The sequence below is a fragment of the Arsenicicoccus cauae genome, from assembly GCF_009707125.1.
Classification (GTDB): Bacteria; Actinomycetota; Actinomycetes; order Actinomycetales; family Dermatophilaceae; genus Arsenicicoccus; species Arsenicicoccus cauae.
The window spans coordinates 195,697-210,660 of sequence record NZ_WLVL01000039.1; the positions used below are offsets into that span (position 1 = coordinate 195,697).

Here is a 14,964-nt window from a genome sequence, read left to right on the forward strand (position 1 = left end):
CCGGCGCCTGTGTGCGAGGGTGCCGCCATGCCCGCCATGCCCGCCATGACGCCCGCCGTGCGCATGGGTCTGTCCATCGCGGCGGCGACCGGGCTCTACGGCCTGTCCTTCGGCGCGCTGGGGGTGGGCGCGGGGCTCAGCGTCTGGCAGACCTGCGCGCTGTCGCTGCTGATGTTCACCGGCGGGTCGCAGTTCGGGTTCATCGGCGTCGTCGGTGCGGGCGGCTCGACCGTGACGGCGCTGTCGACCGCCGCGCTGCTGGGTGTCCGCAACGCGCTGTACGGCATACAGATGAATGCCCTGCTCAAGCCTCCGTGGCCGCTGCGCCCCCTGCAGGCGCACGTCACCATCGACGAGTCCACCGCCACGGCCGTCGCCCAGGAGGGCGACGCCGACGAGACCAGGCGAGGCTTCTGGGCCGCCGGGCTCGGCATCTACGTCCTGTGGAACTGCTTCACCCTCGTCGGGGCCCTGCTCGGCGACGCCATCGGCGACCCCGGGACCTACGGGCTGGACGGGGCCGCGGTGGCGGGCTTCCTCGGCCTGCTGTGGCCCCGCCTGCGGCACCGCGACGGCCGCGCCGTGGCGGTCGTCTGCGCCCTCGCCACGGTCCTCGCGACCCCCGCGCTGCCCTCCGGGCTGCCGATCATCCTGGCCGCAGCCGTCGCGCTGGTCATCGCCCTGGCCACCCGGCGCCGCGCGGGGGCGCAGGGAGAGCCCGCATGAGCCTCACCGCCGCCGTCCTGCTCGCAGCCCTCGTCTGCTACCTCACCAAGCTGTCCGGCTATCTCGTGCCCAGCCACCACCTCGAGCACCCCCTCGTCGCCCGGATCGCCGCGACCATGACCGTCGGCCTGCTGGCGGCCCTGGTCGCCGCCAACACCTTCGTGACCGGCCGCGCGATCGTCGTCGACGCCCGCCTGGGCTCCCTCGCCGTGGCTGCCGTGGCCCTCGCGTTGCGACTACCCTTCATCGTTGTCGTCATCCTGGGCGCCGCCGCTGCCGCCCTCCTCCGTCATCTCGGGATCGGGTAGCCCTCTGTCGTCGTTCACCTCCGCCTACGGGGTCCTCTTCCGGATCCCCGGGGCGCGCCGCTTCATGCTGACCGCCTACCTCGCGCGCTTCGGCGCCGCGATGATGGGCGTCAGCATCATCGCCATGCTCTCCACCCGCCGCGGGTCCTACGGCCTCGCGGGGGCCATCTCCTCGGTCGGCCTCGTCGGCATGGCCCTCGCGGGCCCCTCCATCGGCCGTCTCATCGACCGCCACGGCCAGCGGCGGGTCGCCCTGCCCCTCGGCCTCGTGTCGGTCGGGGCGCTCGGCATACTGCTCGTCGCCACCCGCCTCGACGCACCCGTCTGGCTGCTGGTGCTCGCCAACCTCGGCAACGCCGTGATGCCGCAGGTCGGCACCCTGGTCCGGGCCCGGTGGGCGCACCTGCTCGGCGGCGACCCCCGCTCGCTGCACGCGGCCAACTCCTTCGAGCAGGTCGCCGAGGAGTCCTGCTTCATGCTCGGGCCCGCCCTCGGCGGCGCGCTCGCCACGCTGGTCTTTCCCGAGGCGGGCCTGCTCGTCGCGCTCGTGCTGTATGCCGTCGGCGTCGTCGGCCTCACCCTCCAGACCTCCACCGAGCCACCGATCCACGAGGTGCACGAGCACCACGCGGGCCGCGCCTGGCGGGCGCCCGGCCTGCTGCTGCTCGCCGTGACGCTGGCGCTGACCGGCGCGATCTTCGGGTCGATGGACATCGTGACGCTGGCGTTCGCGGAGGCGCACGACGCCAAGTCCTTCGGCGGGGTCGCGCTCGGGATGTTCGCCGGCGGCTCGCTGGTCGGGTCGCTCGTGTATGGCGCCCTGCCCATCACCGGGGCCATCGCCAGGCGCCTGCGCTGGGGCACGGCGGCGATGTTCGTGCTGCTGCTGCCGGTGCTGCTGGTCGACCACGTGTGGACCTTCGCGCTGGTCGCGCTCGTCGCGGGCGGCTCGATCGCCCCCACGCTGATCACCTCGACGATGCTCGCCCAGCGGCTCGTGCCGCCGTCGCAGATCAACGAGGGGATGACCATCGTGATGACCGGCCTGCTCCTCGGGGTGTCCGCGGGCTCCTTCGCCGGAGGGTCGGCGGTCGAGACGCTCGACGCCTCACGGGCCTTCCTGGTGCCGTGCGGAGCGGCGCTGGTGGCGTTCGTGCTGGCTCTGGTCGGCGGTGGCCGGGTGGCGCGGGCCGAGCGGCGCGCGCTGTCGTTGTGGGGATCGCCAGCCGCCTGAACCTACCCCCGGTAGTCAGATCGACCGGCCTTAGTCCCCCAGGCTGATGCCCCTACCCCCGGTAGGTCCGTCGTGGTGGAACTTCTCCTCCAGGAAGCGGCCCTGGTCGGTCAGGGTCTGCGCGTCGCCCGCATAGATGGCGCTCTGCACCGAGCCCAGTCGCTGCTCCAGCACCTGCATCTGGTGGGTCAGCTCCTCCGCCGGCGTGCGACCCTCGCCGCCGTCTGCCTCGCGGGCATAGCTGGCCGGCAGGTTGAGATAGGCCTGCAACGAGGTCGGCAGGTAGTCGCGCACCGTCCGCTGCACCACGTGCAGGTCGTCCGGCGAGGTGGCGAGCTGCTCGGCACGCTGCAGGATGTCGCGCAGCACGGCCACGACGCGGTGGAACGCGAGGTAGCCCTCCTCGGGGAGCCGGTTGGCGGACCGGTCGGTCTGGTCGACGAGCCGCTGCAGGTCGGTGCGCAGGTCGACGATCAGCGCCTGCGTGGCCTGGGTGCCGGTGGCGAGACCTCCCCGTCCCCGAGCGCCGGGGGCGACGGCCGCGCCGACGGCATACAGCCCGACGACGGCGGCGGGCCACCAGTCACCGGCCAGGTGCGTCGGCACCGTGACGGCGGCTGCGCCGAGCCCGAGCACGGATCCGACGATGTTCTTGGTGGACGCGAGGTAGCGCGTCAGAGCGTTGCCAGCCACGACCCCAGCCTAGTCACGGTCGCCGCTGGTCCAGGGCGCTGCGCGTCTCGTCCTCCGCGGCCTCGCCCCGGGTGCGGGCCGCGTCGGCCTCGTCGAGGGCGGCGTAGACCTCGCCGAAGGCGCTCTTGAGGCGGGCGATGGCGTCCGGCGAGCCGGAACCAGCCGTCGAGCGCATGGTCCGGGCCGAGTCGTCGAGCATCTCCGCAGACCGACGGTCCGTGTCCTGCACCCCCTCGACGGTGCGCCGCTGCCCCGAGACCGCCCCCGAGACGACCACGGCGGTCCGCAGGGCCGCCAGGGTCGTGGTCGCCGCCCGGTCGATGCCCTGCACGAGCAGCTCGTTGTTGGACCGGACCAGGTCCAGCGCGAGGTAGCCCTGCGTGCACACCGCGAGGTGGGTCAGCAGGTCCTGGTGCTTCTGGCGCGCGGCATGCTGCACCTGGTCCCGCAGGACCCGGGCGCGGGCGGGGTCGGACGCCTCGAGCCCCGGCAGCACGCGCCCGAGCTCCTCGTCGATGGCACCGGCGAGCACGGAGTACTCCTGGAGCTGACCCATCAGCCGCCACAGGTTGGCCCGCTCGCCCGCCACCGCCGCGTTGTCCTTGCGCAGCTCGTCCTGCTGGGTGCGCAGCGACAGGATGAGCATGTTGATGCGGTCCTGGCTCGCGTAGTAGCGCTCGACGTAGTCCGCGACCCGGTCCCCCATCGGCACCAGCCCGAGGAGCTTGCGCGCCGGCTTGTCCAGGTCGGCGGGGTCCAGCGCCTCGACCTCCTGGCGGAGGCGCACGAGCTGCTCCCCCGCCACCTGCTCCGGACCACGCACCCCCACCGAGCCCGAGCGGGCGCGCCGGTCGAGCATGCGCGAGGACAGCTGCGAGGACGCCTTGACCTCGGCGTCGCCCATCGTCGTGATGTCCCGCACCCGCTGGTCGATCGCGGGCGAGTGCACGTCCAGGGTGAGCAGCTGCTGCACGAAGCCCGCGGCGTTGCGGCGCAGCGCCTCCGCCACGGCGGGTTCGACGGCCACGGCCGCGGCGGCCTGCTGCGGCGTCACCTCGGCGACGGGCTCGGGCGCCGCCAGCGGGGTCGGCTCGGTCATGGGCTGCTCCTGTCGTCGACGCGCGCTCTGCCGGCACTCTGCCCCATCATGCCCGTATGACGGCGGCCCCTCGTGCGGCGCTGCTGCGGCATACGGCCGGTCGACCGCCCGGCGACGGCCACCGACCACCCGACGACGACCGTCGCATCGCCGGCCGGTGACCTGGCACCGGCGGGCGATATGAGGTTGGCTGGGAGCAACCGTCCCGACTCGAGGAGGAGCCGACCGTGTCCGACCACACCACGCAGGAGTTCCCGCCGGACCCCGCCTTCACGGAGCAGGCGGTCGGGCAGGCCGAGCTGTTCGCCCAGGCGGACGCCGACCCCGAGGGCTTCTGGGCCGACCAGGCGCGCCGGTACGTCACGTGGAGCAAGGACTTCACCGAGGTGCTCGACTGGAGCAACGCGCCGTTCGCGCGGTGGTTCGCCGACGGCGAGCTCAACGTCGCCCACAACTGCGTGGACCGGCACGTCGAGGCCGGCCACGGCGAGCGGGTCGCCATCCACTTCGAGGGTGCCGAGGGTGACACCCAGACGATCACGTATGCCGAGCTGCAGCGCCGCGTGTGCCAGGCGGCCAACGCGCTCACCGAGCTGGGCGTCGCGACCGGCGACCGGGTGGCGATCTACCTGCCGATGATCCCCGAGGCGATCGTGTCGATGCTGGCCTGCGCCCGCCTCGGGGCGCCGCACTCGGTGGTGTTCGGGGGGTTCTCGGCCGACGCGATCCGCTCCCGCGTCGCCGACGCCGAGGCCCGCGTGGTCATCACCGCCGACGGCCAGCACCGCAAGGGCAAGGTGGCCCCGCTCAAGGCCGCCGTCGACCAGGCCGTCTCGGGCGAGGACTCGCCCGTCGAGCACGTGCTCGTCGTGCGCCGCACCGGAGGCGACGTCGACTGGTCCGACAAGGACGTGTGGTGGCACGACCTCGTCGACCGGCAGAGCGACCGGCACGAGGCGCAGCCCATGCCTGCCGAGCACCCGCTCTACATCCTCTACACCTCCGGCACGACCGGGAAGCCCAAGGGCATCCTGCACACCTCGGGCGGCTACCTGACCCAGGCGGCCTACACCAACGCCGTCGTCCACGACGTCCACCCGGAGTCCGACGTCTACTGGTGCACTGCCGACATCGGTTGGGTCACCGGTCACTCCTACCTCGTCTACGGCCCGCTGGCCAACGGCGCGACCCAGGTCGTCTACGAGGGCACCCCCGACCACCCGCACCAGGGTCGCTGGTGGGAGATCATCCAGAAGTACGGCGTCACGATCCTCTACACCGCCCCCACGGCGATCCGCACCTGCATGAAGTGGGGCGCCGAGATCCCGGCGAAGTACGACCTGTCCTCGCTGCGGGTCCTCGGCTCGGTGGGTGAGCCCATCAACCCCGAGGCGTGGCTCTGGTACCGCAAGAACATCGGCGGCGACCGCTGCCCGATCGTCGACACCTGGTGGCAGACCGAGACCGGCGCGATCATGATCAGCCCGCTGCCGGGCGTCACGTCGCTCGAGCCGGGCTCCGCGCAGCGGCCGATCCCCGGCATCAGCGCCGAGATCCTCGATGACGCCGGCGAGCCGTTCACCGAGGCCGAGAAGGTCGGCTACCTCGTGCTCACCAAGCCCTGGCCGTCGATGCTGCGCGGCCTCTGGGGCGACCCGGAGCGCTACAAGGACACCTACTGGAGCCGGTTCGGCGACAAGTACTACTTCGCCGGGGACGGCGCGAAGTACGACGACAAGGGCAACATCTGGCTGCTCGGGCGGGTCGACGACGTCATGAACGTGTCCGGGCACCGGCTGTCGACCGCCGAGATCGAGTCGGCCCTGGTGTCGCACCCGTCGGTCGCCGAGGCCGCCGTGGTCGGCGCGGCGGACGACACGACGGGGCAGGCCGTGTGCGCGTTCGTCATCCTGCGCGAGGGCGCGGAGCAGAGCGACTCCACGGTCGAGGAGCTGCGCTCGCACGTCGCCAAGGAGATCAGCCCGATCGCCAAGCCCAAGTCGGTGATGATCGTCTCCGAGCTGCCCAAGACCCGCTCCGGCAAGATCATGCGGCGTCTGCTCAAGGACGTCGCCGAGGGCCGAGAGATCGGTGACGCGACGACCCTGACGGACGCCTCGGTGATGGACTTCATCAAGCAGGGCATGTCCCAGCGCTGACCCACCCTGAGCCGGCGCGGAGGGCGGGGACGAGGACCGTGGGTGGACCGGGCACCCGCTCCACGGCGTCCGTCTCGACGTCTTAGCGCAGCATGACCGACGACGCGCGACCGCCCCGGCCACCGCCAGGGCGGTCGCGCGGCGGCGGGTCAGCGTGACGTGGGCTCCTCGGTCACCTCGGGGGACGCAGCGGGCCTGTCACAGGTTGCCCGACAGCCCCGATCGGCGCTCGTCCGACGCGCGCACCGTGCCGGTCGCGCCCGGCATGGGCACCCAGTCGCCCCGCGCGACCAGCACCTCGCGCAGCAGGTCCGGCCGGTCCGAGATGACGCCGTCGACACCGAGGGACAGCAACCGGTCTATGGCGACCGGGTCGTTGCAGGTCCACGTGACGACCCGCACCCCCACGGAGTGGGCGAGGTGCACGACCTCCTCGACGAAGATCGGGACCCGGCCCAGCTGGATCGGCACGTGCGCGAACGGGGCAGAACCGATCCACCGCGGCACCGGCACCCCCGCGCGCGAGCAGGCGATCAGCGTCGTCAGGGAGCGCCAGCCGAGGGAGGTCGCGACGCCCGGGGCGCCCTCGCGGACCCGGCGCAACCAGCCGTCCCACGCTCCGGCGACGCACACCCGCTCGCGGTAGCGGCGGATCCGCAGGACCTGCACCAGCGGCTCGAGCGCGGACTCGTCCTTGAGGTCGATCGAGAAGCACGCGTCGGGGAAAGCCTCGAGCGCCTCCACCAGGGTGGGCACCGGCTCCTGCCCGCACACCCGGAGGCGGCGAACCTCGGCCACGGTGCGGGCCGCCACCGGGCCGGTGCCGTCGGTGACCCGGTCGAGCGTCTCGTCGTGGAAGCAGACGAGGTGCCCGTCGGCGGTGAGACGCACGTCGGACTCGAGATAGCGCACCCCGAGCGCCACCGAGCGCTCGAAGGCCGCCAGGGTGTTCTCGGGGGCGAGCTGCGCACCGCCGCGGTGGGCGAGCGCCAGGGGGCCAGGACCGTCGCCGTACGTCATGCCTCCATCGTCAGGGCCTCGGCGGGCCGCTCGGGGCCGGGCGGGCGCTGGCGGCAAGGTGTTCACCGGGCCTTCCCGATCCTGCCACCGGGTGCTCGGGCACCGGTGGCCGGGGGCTCTGCCGCGGCGCGCTGCGCGGTAGGATGGACGTCGGTGTGCCGGGAAGTCTGGTCGGCGTCGTCCCTCTCGACCCCTCGTCCGCGTCCCCACGTCGTCCGCGAAAGGCATCATGCCAGCGAACTCCCCACGCCCCCGCGCCACCGGCAGCACCCGAGTCCTCGCCCGCGGCAGCTGGCACGAGACCCAGCGCATCACCGCCGCGCTGCGCACCGAGACCGTCGGCGGCGCCCTCCTGCTCCTCGCCGCCCTCGCGGCGCTCGTCTGGGCCAACACGCCCTGGCGGGAGTCCTATGCCGCGCTCCGCGACCTGCACGTCGGTCCGTCGGCGCTGCACCTCGACCTCTCGGTCGGCCACTGGGCGGCCGACGGTCTGCTCGCGATCTTCTTCTTCGTCGCCGGCATCGAGCTCAAGCACGAGTTCACGCGTGGCGACCTGTCCGACCTCCGCAAGGCCACCGTCCCCGTGGCGGCCGCCTGCGCCGGGGTGGTGCTGCCCGCCCTGATCTTCCTCGGCGTCGGGATGATCGGCGGCGCGGACGGCGACGTCCTGCGCGGCTGGGCGATCCCCACCGCCACCGACATCGCCTTCGCCCTCGCCGTGCTCGCCGTCATCGGCACCCACCTGCCGTCGGCGCTGCGGTCCTTCCTGCTGACGCTGGCCGTCGTCGACGACCTCATCGCCATCACGATCATCGCCGTGGCCTACACCGAGTCGCTGCAGGCGCTCGCCCTGCTCGGGGCCCTCGTCCCGCTGGCGGCCTTCGCCGTCGCGACGCGGAGGGGCTGGACCTCGCCGTGGCTGCTGATCCCGCTGGCCCTGCTCACCTGGGGTCTGGTCCACGCGTCCGGCGTCCACGCCACCGTCGCCGGCGTCCTGCTCGGCCTGGTCACCCCCGTCGACGTCGGCCACCGGCTGGAGCACGTGGTGCGCCCGGTCTCGGCCGGCGTGGCGGTGCCGTTGTTCGCATTCTTCGCCGCCGGCGTGACCGTCGTGGGTGGCGGTTTCGGCCAGGCCGTGACCGACCCGGCGGCGCAGGGCGTCGTCGCCGGTCTGGTGCTGGGCAAGTTCATCGGGATCCTCGGCGCGACCTGGCTGCTGGCGCGCTTCACGCGGGCGGAGCTCGACAGCGACCTCGCGTGGGCCGACATCGCGGGGCTGTCCCTGCTGGCCGGCATCGGGTTCACCGTGTCTCTGCTGGTCGGCGAGCTGGCGTACGGCGCGGGCTCGGACCGCGACGACCACGTCAAGATGGCCGTCCTGCTGGGCTCCCTGCTGGCGGCCGTGCTCGCGTCGGTCGTCCTGCGCAGCCGCAACCGGCACTACGCCCGGGTGGCAGAGCGCGAGGCCGAGGACCTCGACCTCGACGGCGTCCCGGACGTCTACGAGCACGACGGTGTCCACACCCCCGGCGAGGACACCACCGACGGCACGCGCCGGCTCGACGAGGGCCGCCGCACCCAGCCATGACCCGCGGCCGCAAGCGTCCTCCCGGCTGGGTGCCCCAGCAGCACGGCGCCTGGGCCATGCTCGTCGTGCCCGCCGTGACCGGCACCGTCCTGCTCGTGCGGGACCACGGCTGGCGCTGGGTGGCGCTGCCCGTCCTCGCCATCACGGTCGTGGGCTACTTCCTGCTCAACGCCGTCACCTTGTGGCTCAAGGCCCGCCGCAAGCCCCGCTACTGGCCCCCCGTCCGCGCGTATGCCGTCGCCTGCTGCCTGCTCGGGCTCGCCGTGCTCGCGCTGGGGCCCGGGCTGGCCGGGTGGCTCGTCGTGGCTGCCCCGCTTCTCGCGGTGGCCCTGGTCCTCGCCGCGCGCCGCCGCGACCGGGCCACCCTCAGCGGCCTGGTCACCGTCGCCGCCGCGTGCCTGATCACCCCCGTCCTGTGGAGCGCCGGCCTGCCGTCGCGCCCCCCGCTCGGGGCGGTCGCTGCCGTCGCCGACGCCGTCACGCACCGGCCCGAGGAGGTGCGGGTGCCGGCGTTCGTCACGCTGCTGCAGCTGGCCTACTTCTTCGGGACGGTCGTCTATGTCAAGACGATGATCCGCGAGCGCGGTGACCGGCGCTGGTTCGTCGCCTCCGTCACCTATCACGCGGCGATGACGGTGGCGCTCCTGGCGGCGGCGCTGGGCGGCATACGGGCACTCACCGCAGGTGTCTCGCCGACCGCGCTGGTCCTGGCCACCGCGGTGCTCGCCCTCGCCGCCGTCCGCGCCTGGGCGATGCCGGTGCTCGGGCCGCTGCGTGGCCGGTCGATCACGCCGCTGCAGGTGGGGCTGGTGGAGATCGGGTTCAGCGGCGCCGTGCTGGTCGCCTGCCTGCTCGCCTGACCTCGTCCGCATCATGCAACCTCACCCGTCCGCGCGCCCGATGTGGGTATGGTTTCGGGTGAATGTGTGAATGACACGACCGAACCCCTGCCCAGGGATCTCGGTCCCACCGTCCGCGAGGAGTCGCCCCCATGTCCACGTCCCACACTGAGCAGGAGCACGAGGCTCGCCGCGCCGAGCGCGACCGCGAGGCGCGCAACTACGGCAGCGACACCACTGCACGCACCATCGGCCAGCTGGTCGCGGACGCGACGCAGGACGTGTCGAGCATCATGCGCAACGAGATCCAGCTCGCCAAGGCCGAGGTCAAGACCGACGTCGCCAAGGCCGGCAAGGGCATCGGCATGTTCGCCGGCGCGGGCGTGCTCGCCTTCCTGGCCCTGATCCTGCTGCTCATCGCCGTCGCGTACGGCCTGGTCGCGCTCGGCCTCGCCCCGTGGCTGTCCTTCCTGATCGTCGCGGTCGTGCTGCTGGTCGTCGCCGGCATCCTCGCCATGATCGGCAAGAAGGCCCTGAGCAAGGTCAACGTCAAGCCCGAGCGGACGATCCGCAACGCGCAGGAGACGGTGGAGGCCCTCAAGCCCAACACCTCCCGGCCCGCGGTCGCCGACCAGCGCGCCGCGTCCCACAGCGCCACCACCTCTCGCGAGGCCACCGCGACCTACGCGACGACGGGCACGGCCGACACGGCGGGCACGGCGGGCACGGAGTCGGGCGCCACGCGCGCCTGAGCCGCACCGCACGAGCTCGCGCAGGGCCCCCTCCCGAGTGGGAGGGGGCCCTGCCGTCGTCCGCCCGGCCCCCGAGGGTGGCCAGCGAGCCGTTGGTGCTGCCACGTGCTCATTTGCCAGGATGGGCACGATGAACGACGGCACCATGCGTGACGCCGCCAGCACCCTGGTCCCGGGCCCCTGGCGGCACCGCTTCGTGTCCGCCAACGGCGCCAGGTTCCACGTCGCCGAGGCCGGGGACGGTCCGCTCGTGCTGCTGCTGCACGACTTCCCGCAGTTCTGGTGGGCGTGGCGGCACCAGCTGACCTCGCTCAGCGAGGCCGGCTACCGGGTGGCCGCCCTGGACCTGCGAGGGTTCGGCGCGTCCGACAAGCCGCCCGTCGGCTACGACACCTTCACCTCCGCCGCGGACGCGGCCAGCGTCGTCCGCTCCCTCGGTGAGCGCTCGGCCGTGGTGATGGGCCAGGGGCTCGGCGCCTGGATCGCGTGGTCGATGCCCTCGCTGCAGCCCGCCGCGACCCGAGCGGTGGTCGCCCTCGGGGCGCCGCACCCGCTCGCCCTGAGGACCGCGTCGCTGACCCTGCCGACGCAGATCCAGGCGGGGCGGACCTTCGCCGGGCTGCAGCGGCCGTTCGTCCCGGAGCGCCGCCTCGGGGACCCCGCCTCGGGCTACGTCGCGCGGATCCTCACCGAGTGGTCCGCGCCGGGCGCGTCCTGGCTGGACGTCGACATCACCACCCGGTATGCCGAGCAGATGGCTCTGCCCTTCGTCGCCCACTCCGCCGCCGAGTACTACCGCTGGATGGCGCGCTCCCAGCTGTGGGTCTCGGGGCGGCAGTGGGCTGCCGCGCTCCGGCGCCCCGTCCGCGTCCCGGTGCTGCACCTGCACGGCGCCGCGGACAGGGCCGTCCTCCCGGAGACGATGGGCGGATCCGCGCGGTATGTCGCAGCCGGCCTCGACGCGCACCTGCTCCCCGGCACGGGCCACTTCGTGGCGGAGGAGGCCCCCGAGCGGGTGGACGCGCTGCTCCTGCCCTGGCTCGCCGCGCTGCCGCGCTGAGCCCCCGGCTCACGAACGGTGGCCCGGGGTCGGGGGGACGTCACGCGGCGGAGCAGGAGCCCGTGGCGGCGGGCGAGGTGTCGGTGGCGGCCTCGGCGAGGATGGGTCGGGTGGCCGCGCTGGTCAGGGCATAGCCCGTGCTCGGGTCGTCGACCGACTGGGCAAAGACCGTCCCGGCCACGCGGCCGTCGGTCGTGAGCAGCGGCCCGCCGGAGTTGCCGGGGCGGACGGTGGCGTACAGCGAGTAGACCTGGCGCACGGCCCCCGCGCTGCCGTAGATGTCCTCGCCCCGCGCCGACACGACCGTGCGCACGCGGGCCGCGCCGAGGCGGTACGGCCCGCCGCCGGGGAAGCCGGCCACCACCGCGTCGGCCTCGGCGCGCAGCGTGTCGGCCACCTGCAGCGGCCGGGCCTGCAGCTCGGGGACGTGAAGCACCGCCACGTCCAGGCGGGGGTCGAACGAGACGACGGTGGCGGCATACGAGTGTCCCTGGCCACCGACCTGCACGCGCACCCGATCGGTGCCGGCGACCACGTGGGCGTTGGTGACGACGCGCTGGGGCGACATGACCCAGCCGCTGCCGTCCTGCTCGCGGCGGCAGGCGGGCGCGTCCCCGACGACCTTGACGATCGAGTCGCGGGCCGCGACGACGCCGGCCGTCCGGGCGACGCGCGGGTCCGGCGGGGCGGCGGGCGTGATGGGCTCGGCCCCCATCCCCTCGAAGACGCGGGGGAACTCGCTGGCCTCCACCTGCGACCGGAAGTCCGCGAAGGCTCTCCCGACCTGGGCGGGCATCACCGCGTCGACGGAGCGCAGCACCCGCGACCCGGCGACGGTGCGGGCGACGCTGCCGGGGGCCGCCGCGCGCAGGGTGTCGCCGACGAACCAGTAGATCGATGCCAGGACCAGCACCGAGGCGACGGCCCCGGTGGCGGCGTCGAGCAGCTGGGTGGGGCGCAGGCGGTTGCGGGACCGCAGGTGGGCACCGACGCGTCCGAGCAGGGCCTCGCCGATCACCGCGAGCAGCAGGACGCCGAGCGCGAGGACGGCGGCGCGCAGCAGGAGCGAGTCACGCAGCGCCTGGACGTTCTGGAGCAGCGGCGGCAGGGCGCGCAGGCCGAGGACGGCGCCGGCCACGAGCCCCGCGGTCGCGAAGGCGGACATGACCAGGCCGCGACGCCAGCCCGCGGCGGCGTGCAGGCCGAGGGCGACGAGCAGGATCACGTCCAGGACGACTGGGCTCATGACCCGATCAGCGCCACATCTGCTCCGGAAGTTCCTCGAGGCGCGACACGTCCCAGGGCTCGGCGAGGCCCGCGAGGTCCAGCAGCTTGCTGAGGATCCCTGCGGTGAAGCCCCACACCAGCAGCCCGTCGACCTCGAAGGCCGGCCCGCGGTAGCCGTTGGGGTGGGTGACGGTGAAGCGGTTGGCAGGGTCGACGAGCTCGGAGACCGGGGCCCGCAGCACCGAGGCGACCTCGCGCGGGTCGCCCGCGGTCAACGGGTGCGGCTCGCGCCACCACCCGACGACGGGGGTCACCCCGAAGTCCCGGTGCGGCATGTAGAGCTCTGGCACCGTGGCCAGCACCTCCACCGAGGTCCGGTCGAGCCCGACCTCCTCGTGGGCCTCGCGCAGCGCCGCGTCGACCACGTCGCGGTCCCCGGGGTCGACCGACCCTCCGGGGAAGGCCACCTGCCCGGCGTGCGAGCGCATGCCGTGAGCCCGCTCGGTCAGCAGGATCTCGTGGTCGGTGCCGTCACCGTCGCGGGGGCCGACCAGGACGAGCACCCCCGCCCGGCGACCGGCCCCCTCCTGCGGCGGCAGGAAGCGCGAGTAGTAGTGCGCCGGCGTCGTGCCCAGACGGTCGACCAGGGTGTCCAGCCACTGGGGTCGGGCTGGCGTCATACGCCCTCCTCGGCCCACCGGGCCGCCAGCCCGCTCGGGGCCTCGCCCAGGCGCTGCGGCCAGGGCGCGCCGGGCGCGAGCTCGAACTTGGCGAGCCTGCGGGCCTTGGCCGGGTCGGTCTCGCCCTCTCCGTACGCCGGACAGAGGGTCGCCACGGGACACACGCCGCACGCCGGCTTGCGGGCATGGCAGAGGCGGCGGCCGTGGTAGATCAGGACGTGCGAGAGCATCGTCCAGTCCTTGCGCGGGATGAGGGCTCCCACCTCGTGCTCGACCTTGACCGGGTCGTCCTCGGCGGTCCAGCCGAGGCGACGGGCCAGCCTCCCGAAGTGCGTGTCCACCGTGATCCCCGGGACGCCGAACGCGTTGCCGAGGACGACGTTGGCGGTCTTGCGCCCCACGCCGGGGAGCGTGACGAGGTCCTTGAGGCGGCCCGGGACCTGCCCGTCATACCGCTCGACGAGGGCCGTCCCGAGCTTGATCAGGGCGTCGGTCTTGGCGCGGTAGAAGCCGGTCGGACGGATCAGCTCCTCCAGCTCGGTGCGGTCCGCCGCGGCGTAGGCGGCCGCGTCCGGGTAGCGCGCGAAGAGGGCCGGGGTGACCTTGTTGACCCCCACGTCGGTGGTCTGCGCCGACAGCACCGTCGCGACCAGCAGCTCGAGCGGCGTCGTGAAGTCGAGCTCGGCGATGGCGTAGGGGTAGGTGTCGTGCAGGACGCGATAGGTCCGGCGGGCACGGCGCGTGAGCGCAAGCGGCGATTCACCGGTGGGCGTCGGACGCGAGGCGGGGTCGAGGGTGGACACCCGATCAGGCTACTCGCGCGGTCGGTCCCGCCCCTCCACGTCCGTGATGGCACAATGGCTGACGTGGACAACGACGTGGTGAGAAGGTCCCCGCTCTTCGCGGCGCTCGACGACGAGGCAGCCAGCACGCTGCAGACCTCCATGAGCCCCGTGCACCTCGAGCGGGGAGAGGTGCTGTTCCACGAGGGCGCCCAGGGCGATGCCCTCTACATCATCGTCGACGGCAAGATCAAGCTCGGTCGCACCAGCGGCGACGGGCGCGAGAACCTCTTCGCGGTGCTCGGGCCCGCCGAGATGTTCGGCGAGCTGTCGCTGTTCGACCCCGGCCCGCGCACCCTGACCGCCACCGCCGTGGCGGAGACCTCTCTCGTCGGGCTCGGCCACGACAGTCTGCGCAGCTGGCTCACCGCTCGCCCGGAGGTCTCGCTGACCCTGCTCGCCGCGCTCGCGCGTCGCCTGCGCCGCACCAACGAGTCGCTCGCCGACATGGTCTTCACCGACGTGCCCGGCCGCGTGGCCAAGGCCCTCGTCGACCTGTCCCGCCGCTTCGGTCGCCCGTCCGAGGACGGCGTCCTCGTCGCCCACGACCTCACCCAGGAGGAGCTGGCCCAGCTCGTCGGCGCTTCCCGCGAGACGGTCAACAAGTCCCTCGCCGACTTCGCCAGCCGCGGGTGGATCCGCCTCGAGGCCCGCGCGGTCGTGCTCCTGGACATCGAGCGCCTCTATCGTCGCGCTCGCTGAGCGAGCGGCCACCAGGCCGTATGCCGGGCCCGCCG

The 14,964-nt window shown here is 73.6% G+C and carries 15 protein-coding genes; 9 read left to right on the forward strand and 6 right to left on the reverse strand.

Annotation, left to right across the window (positions count from 1 at the left end; all coding sequences use genetic code 11):
- Positions 1–27 precede the first annotated feature (27 nt).
- The 3 genes from GGG17_RS11390 to GGG17_RS11400 are packed head-to-tail and all read left to right on the forward strand — an operon-like array spanning position 28 to position 2,268.
- Positions 28–726: an AzlC family ABC transporter permease gene (locus tag GGG17_RS11390; RefSeq protein WP_230082907.1), complete on the forward strand. Its 699-nt coding sequence runs from the start codon at positions 28–30 to the stop codon at positions 724–726.
- Positions 723–1,034, forward strand: coding sequence for an AzlD domain-containing protein (locus GGG17_RS11395; RefSeq protein WP_154593830.1), 312 nt, complete (start codon positions 723–725; stop codon positions 1,032–1,034). The genes GGG17_RS11390 and GGG17_RS11395 overlap by 4 nt, the downstream gene beginning before the upstream one ends.
- Complete coding sequence (locus GGG17_RS11400) at positions 976–2,268, forward strand: MFS transporter (RefSeq protein WP_154593831.1); 1,293 nt, start codon at positions 976–978, stop codon at positions 2,266–2,268. The genes GGG17_RS11395 and GGG17_RS11400 overlap by 59 nt, the downstream gene beginning before the upstream one ends.
- Before the next feature lie 30 nt (positions 2,269–2,298).
- Here GGG17_RS11400 and GGG17_RS11405 read toward each other — a convergent pair whose 3' ends face one another.
- Both GGG17_RS11405 and GGG17_RS11410 read right to left on the reverse strand, forming a co-directional pair.
- Positions 2,299–2,961, reverse strand: a complete 663-nt coding sequence (locus tag GGG17_RS11405; protein WP_154593832.1) for a hypothetical protein — start codon at positions 2,959–2,961, stop codon at positions 2,299–2,301.
- 13 nt (positions 2,962–2,974) lie between these two features.
- Entirely contained in the window at positions 2,975–4,060 is a 1,086-nt protein-coding gene (locus GGG17_RS11410; RefSeq protein WP_154593833.1) for a toxic anion resistance protein, read from the reverse strand.
- Positions 4,061–4,287: 227 nt separating this feature from the next.
- Here GGG17_RS11410 and acs point away from each other — a divergent pair, with 227 nt between their 5' ends.
- Positions 4,288–6,219, forward strand: coding sequence for an acetate--CoA ligase (gene acs / locus GGG17_RS11415; protein WP_311966631.1), 1,932 nt, complete (start codon positions 4,288–4,290; stop codon positions 6,217–6,219).
- Between the two features lie 198 nt (positions 6,220–6,417).
- On the opposite strand, the gene GGG17_RS11420 is transcribed toward acs, so the two are convergent.
- The gene (locus tag GGG17_RS11420) at positions 6,418–7,239 is read right to left on the reverse strand and encodes a glycerophosphodiester phosphodiesterase family protein (RefSeq protein ID WP_154593834.1); all 822 of its coding nucleotides are present in this window, start codon (positions 7,237–7,239) and stop codon (positions 6,418–6,420) included.
- A gap of 229 nt (positions 7,240–7,468) precedes the next feature.
- Between GGG17_RS11420 and nhaA the strand changes: the two genes are divergently transcribed.
- The 4 genes from nhaA (at position 7,469) to GGG17_RS11440 (ending at position 11,478) form a co-directional block, all read left to right on the forward strand.
- Entirely contained in the window at positions 7,469–8,827 is a 1,359-nt protein-coding gene (gene nhaA, locus GGG17_RS11425; RefSeq protein ID WP_154593835.1) for a Na+/H+ antiporter NhaA, read from the forward strand.
- On the forward strand, positions 8,824–9,687 hold the full coding sequence (locus GGG17_RS11430) for a YwiC-like family protein (RefSeq protein ID WP_154593836.1): 864 nt from the start codon (positions 8,824–8,826) through the stop codon (positions 9,685–9,687). Before nhaA ends, GGG17_RS11430 begins: the two co-directional genes overlap by 4 nt.
- A 131-nt stretch (positions 9,688–9,818) precedes the next feature.
- Complete coding sequence (locus tag GGG17_RS11435) at positions 9,819–10,418, forward strand: phage holin family protein (protein ID WP_154593837.1); 600 nt, start codon at positions 9,819–9,821, stop codon at positions 10,416–10,418.
- 130 nt (positions 10,419–10,548) lie between these two features.
- Positions 10,549–11,478, forward strand: coding sequence for an alpha/beta fold hydrolase (locus GGG17_RS11440; RefSeq protein ID WP_230082908.1), 930 nt, complete (start codon positions 10,549–10,551; stop codon positions 11,476–11,478).
- 40 nt (positions 11,479–11,518) lie between these two features.
- On the opposite strand, the gene GGG17_RS11445 is transcribed toward GGG17_RS11440, so the two are convergent.
- From GGG17_RS11445 to nth, 3 genes are read right to left on the reverse strand one after another with little or no spacing between them, the layout of a single operon-like run.
- Positions 11,519–12,724 carry a MarP family serine protease gene (locus GGG17_RS11445; protein WP_154593838.1) on the reverse strand — a complete coding sequence of 402 codons (1,206 nt, stop codon included), beginning with the start codon at positions 12,722–12,724 and terminating at the stop codon, positions 11,519–11,521.
- A 7-nt stretch (positions 12,725–12,731) separates the two neighbouring features.
- Positions 12,732–13,385, reverse strand: coding sequence for an NUDIX hydrolase (locus tag GGG17_RS11450; RefSeq protein ID WP_154593839.1), 654 nt, complete (start codon positions 13,383–13,385; stop codon positions 12,732–12,734).
- Positions 13,382–14,188 (reverse strand): endonuclease III, encoded by an 807-nt coding sequence (gene nth, locus GGG17_RS11455; RefSeq protein WP_288797365.1) that lies wholly within the window; start codon positions 14,186–14,188, stop codon positions 13,382–13,384. Before nth ends, GGG17_RS11450 begins: the two co-directional genes overlap by 4 nt.
- A 63-nt stretch (positions 14,189–14,251) precedes the next feature.
- Here nth and GGG17_RS11460 point away from each other — a divergent pair, with 63 nt between their 5' ends.
- The gene (locus GGG17_RS11460; protein ID WP_446471669.1) at positions 14,252–14,929 is read left to right on the forward strand and encodes a Crp/Fnr family transcriptional regulator; all 678 of its coding nucleotides are present in this window, start codon (positions 14,252–14,254) and stop codon (positions 14,927–14,929) included.
- Positions 14,930–14,964 lie beyond the last annotated feature (35 nt).

What these genes read in the sequence shown, in the direction of transcription:
- GGG17_RS11445 (WP_154593838.1), bottom strand. Translation starts at nt 12,724, where the DNA reads ATGAGCCCAGTCGTCCTGGACGTGATCCTGCTCGTCGCCCTCGGCCTG.
- GGG17_RS11420 (WP_154593834.1), bottom strand. Translation starts at nt 7,239, where the DNA reads ATGACGTACGGCGACGGTCCTGGCCCCCTGGCGCTCGCCCACCGCGGC.
- GGG17_RS11450 (WP_154593839.1), bottom strand. Translation starts at nt 13,385, where the DNA reads ATGACGCCAGCCCGACCCCAGTGGCTGGACACCCTGGTCGACCGTCTG.
- GGG17_RS11410 (WP_154593833.1), bottom strand. Translation starts at nt 4,060, where the DNA reads ATGACCGAGCCGACCCCGCTGGCGGCGCCCGAGCCCGTCGCCGAGGTG.
- nhaA (WP_154593835.1), top strand. Translation starts at nt 7,469, where the DNA reads ATGCCAGCGAACTCCCCACGCCCCCGCGCCACCGGCAGCACCCGAGTC.
- GGG17_RS11430 (WP_154593836.1), top strand. Translation starts at nt 8,824, where the DNA reads ATGACCCGCGGCCGCAAGCGTCCTCCCGGCTGGGTGCCCCAGCAGCAC.
- GGG17_RS11395 (WP_154593830.1), top strand. Translation starts at nt 723, where the DNA reads ATGAGCCTCACCGCCGCCGTCCTGCTCGCAGCCCTCGTCTGCTACCTC.
- GGG17_RS11390 (WP_230082907.1), top strand. Translation starts at nt 28, where the DNA reads ATGCCCGCCATGCCCGCCATGACGCCCGCCGTGCGCATGGGTCTGTCC.
- GGG17_RS11440 (WP_230082908.1), top strand. Translation starts at nt 10,549, where the DNA reads ATGAACGACGGCACCATGCGTGACGCCGCCAGCACCCTGGTCCCGGGC.
- GGG17_RS11435 (WP_154593837.1), top strand. Translation starts at nt 9,819, where the DNA reads ATGTCCACGTCCCACACTGAGCAGGAGCACGAGGCTCGCCGCGCCGAG.